3 protein-coding genes are annotated in these 3,610 nt (G+C 63.9%); all 3 read left to right on the top strand.

Annotated features, from left to right (window positions below; genetic code table 11):
- The first annotated feature begins 62 nt into the window (after positions 1 to 62).
- The 3 genes from VKP62_15735 (at position 63) to VKP62_15725 (ending at position 3,404) form a co-directional block, all read left to right on the top strand.
- Entirely contained in the window at positions 63 to 569 is a 507-nt protein-coding gene (locus tag VKP62_15735; GenBank protein MEB3198647.1) for an arsenate reductase ArsC, read from the top strand.
- A 557-nt stretch (positions 570 to 1,126) separates the two neighbouring features.
- Entirely contained in the window at positions 1,127 to 2,221 is a 1,095-nt protein-coding gene (locus VKP62_15730) for a helix-turn-helix domain-containing protein (protein ID MEB3198646.1), read from the top strand.
- A 136-nt stretch (positions 2,222 to 2,357) separates the two neighbouring features.
- Complete coding sequence (locus VKP62_15725) at positions 2,358 to 3,404, top strand: CPBP family intramembrane glutamic endopeptidase (GenBank protein ID MEB3198645.1); 1,047 nt, start codon at positions 2,358 to 2,360, stop codon at positions 3,402 to 3,404.
- Positions 3,405 to 3,610 lie beyond the last annotated feature (206 nt).

Below are 3,610 nucleotides of genomic sequence, written 5' to 3'. Positions count from 1 at the left end.
TTCACATACCGCGGGGCTGTCACTCGGGTGTCACGGCGTTCGCGGATACTTGTTCATCTCCCATGTCTGACTCACGACCCCTCCACGTTTTCTTTCTCTGCACGCACAACTCAGCGCGCAGCATCCTCGCCGAGGCACTGCTCAATCATCTCGGTCAGGGACGATTCATGGCTTATTCCGCGGGAAGTCAGCCGCGAGAAAACGCTCGGCCCAACCCCCTCGCCCTCGAAACCCTGACGGCCGAGGGGATCCCCATCGCGGGGTTGCGGAGTAAAAGCTGGGAGGAGTTCGCCCGCCCCGACGCGCCACCGATGGACCTCGTCATCACCGTCTGCGACAACGCAGCCGGCGAGGCTTGTCCCCTCTGGCCCGGGCGACCAGCCAAAGCCCACTGGAGTTACGCCGATCCCTCGGCGGGGGACGCCGGGGAGGCGGATAAACGTCGTGCGTTTGCCCTGACGCTGCAGGCCATCCGTCGGCGCCTGGAGGAACTCATCGCCCTACCCGACGACGCCGTTGCGCCGGATCGACTCGAACAGTCCGCCCGAAAGCTGGCTTCAACGCAGTAGCCGACGAAACACCTCAATCGGCAAACGACCGGAGACGAGCACTCGGTGCGCGAGAATCGCAGCGACCCGCATCGCTAGCGTCCCGAGACCGTGACCCAGAGCCCTGTGCGCTCGTAAAGTTCTGGCGGGGCAGAAGAGATTGTTTAACTAACTCGCTCAGTTTTCAGACCCCCTGTTTTTGGTGGGGACGGGGATTCGAACTTTCCTACATCGGGCGGCTTACGACCCAGACCCGCCCTTCAGGTTTCTCCAAAGCTGCCGAACGCTGGGACCGGCTTCTTCCGGGTTGAGCGTCTACGAAGCAGCCGTTCGGGACCTCACACGCTCGGCCCAAGCGGCCCTAAACCGAGGGCTTGAGATTCCTTTCCCAGCGTGCCCTTGAACGGCCGGTTACTCAGGCCCGCGGACCGGTAGTCGATGGGCGAAGATGAACGTGGCACCATGGGGCACCGGAGGGAGCTCTCTGAATTTCCGTGGCACCGAATTCCGAAGGGCAGGCTTGACCGATGCAATGGCCGGCGCTGTTGACCGCAGTGGGTGCAATCCAAGCAGGCTTGTTGGCCGCTGCCCTGGTGGCCAAGCGCGGTGGCCCTCGCCGCGCCAATCGCTTCATCGCGGCCTTGCTGGGGGTAGTTTCACTGGCGCTGCTGGGCGACTTTCTGCGTCTGGACGCGCAATGGTTGTACTGGCCGGCCAGTTATGTGGCGCTGAGCAGCCTGCCCTTCCTGTTCGGCCCGTTGCTGCTGGCTTATGTCCAGGGGCTCACAGGTGCCGAGACGGCGCTGCGCTGGCGTGACCTCGGGCACGCTCTGCCCTGGGTCGCCAACCTGATGCTCTTGGGGCCCTGGTTGATGTTGCCGGAGCAGCAATTGATCGCGCGAATTCGCGACGGGCTCGCGGCGCCAGTCGTGGGTGTGAATCTGCTGGCCTTGGGAAAGGCGATCAGTCTGCTGGCCTACACCGGCTATGGATTGCTGCGAGTCCGCCGTTGGCAAGCCGGCTTGCGCGACCAGTTCTCCAACCTCGACCGCGTCAACCTACGCTGGCTGAGCGGCCTGCTGGCGCTGTTCTTGCTGCTGGAATGCGTGTTCCTGACTTACTTGCTCGGGCTTTGGGCGCCCTTGGGTTCGACGGGGGCCGCAGATACCTCCGTCAGCCTGTTGCTGACACTGCTGGTTCTGGCCACGGGCGTCTTGACTGTGCAGCAGCCGCACATCTTTTCCAGCGAAACGCGCCCACCAGCCGCCAGCGCGGGCGAGGCGAGCGGTCTTGCCCGCGGTTTGCGCAACCTGCCGCCGGACCGCGTGCCGGAGTTGCGCGAGCGCTTGCAACAGCTGATGGGCGAGCAGGCGCTCTATCGGGATCGAGAGCTGTCCCTGGGCGGGCTGGCTAAGGCGCTGGCTGCCAGCCCCCATCAGGTGTCGGAGCTGCTCAATCACGAAATTGGCTGCACCTTTTTCGACTACATCAACCGCGAGCGCGTGGCGGCCGTGCAGCGCGGCCTGCGCGAACATCCCGAAGCCACTGTCTTGGACTTGGCGCTGGAGGCAGGTTTCAACAACAAATCGACCTTCAACAAGGCCTTCCGTCGCGTTGCCGGCTGCACTCCCACCGAATGGAAAGCAGCCCAGGAAGGTCTGCCAAATAATTGATTTGCAAGGAGGTGACCGAAAAGAAGAGGGTCAGTCGATCGACTCTTACTTGCGCAAAGCAAGTTTCGGCCGAGGTGGTCGACGGCCCGGGGGGCCAGCGCCGAGGATGCGACTACGTTTCCTCAGGAGTTCGCCCATGACTGCTTCCGTCCCTTATTCCGCTCGCGCCTGGCCGGCCTTGTTCGAGGTCTTGGCCCTTTCCCTTCTGGGAGGCCTGCTGGCAATGCTGCTGGCCGCTACCTTTGGTGTGCGCCTGAGCAACCCCTTGGCAACGCTACAACCTGGCGCGTTGCCTGCATCCTGGCTGCCCCTCGCCCAGTCGTTGGGCCTGGTGCTCTTGTTTCAATATGCAGGCACCGCCATGCTGGTGGCGGCGATCTGGTGCCCGCGCGGCGACCTGCGGCAGCGGCGACTGGGCCTTGGCTGCTCCGGCCAGCGAGTGTTTCCCTTGTTGAAGCTGGGTCTGCTGGCGGCATGCCTACTGGCCCCCTGGCATCTGGGCCTGCTGATGGTGGATGCGCAGTGGGATCTGGGCCCGACCGAGCCCTGGCGCCAAGCCCTGCTCGATGCGCCGCAAACCTGGGACTTCTGGGTTTTGATGGCGGTGGCCAGCTATGGCCTGGTGCCGGTGCTGGAGGAATGGTTCTACCGCGGTGTGTTGCAGGGCCGTTTGCAGCAGTTCATGCCGCCTGGCTTGGCGATCTTGCTGAGCAGTTTGCTGTTTGCGCTCAGCCACTCCCAGTACCACCAGCCCAATTTGTTGAACCTGGGCACGTTCGCGCTTCTCTTGGCGACCGCGCTGGTGCTCGGTGGCCTGTACTGGCGGACCGGCTCGCTTTGGCCGGGTATGCTCGCCCATGGCCTGATCAATCTGCCGGCGCAAAGCGGCGCCTTAGGGCTGCTGGTCATAGCGCTGATGCTTGGCGTGGCGTGGTGGGGCCGCCGGGTCCTCGGTGAACTGGTGAAAGAGCTGCTTACGACCTTGCACCCGCGCCAGATCGGCAAGGCGGCGCCCGCCATGGTCCTTGCCACCGTCACCTTTGCAATCCTGAGCAACTTGGCCGCCGAACTCGCCCTGCTGCTGGCCCTGGCCCTACTGCCGGTGGCCTTGGGCCGGGACTGGTGGCTGCGCCGCGGCCCGCAGTGGTCGCGAGCGAAGGCACCAGATCAAGCGGGACGGTAGGGCGCGAAAATCCCGGTTCCCAGGGCGCGACGGCGCAGAACCAACGAAGGCTTCAGATTCGTTGCCTGAACCCTACTGCCACTCGAAGGCGCATCGGAGTCGAAATTTCGAGGGCGATGCGAAGGACCGGTAGTGGCCGAAAGCCGCCTAACCACGCTGAGAAAAAGCGCCCGGCCAACTGGTATGAACTTGTATGAAATCACCCC

It is taken from the genome of Candidatus Sericytochromatia bacterium (genome assembly GCA_035285325.1).
Classification (GTDB): Bacteria; Cyanobacteriota; Sericytochromatia; order S15B-MN24; family JAQBPE01; genus JAYKJB01.
The sequence above is the reverse complement of the archived record's forward strand: the minus strand, read 5'-3'. Positions and strand labels throughout refer to the sequence as shown.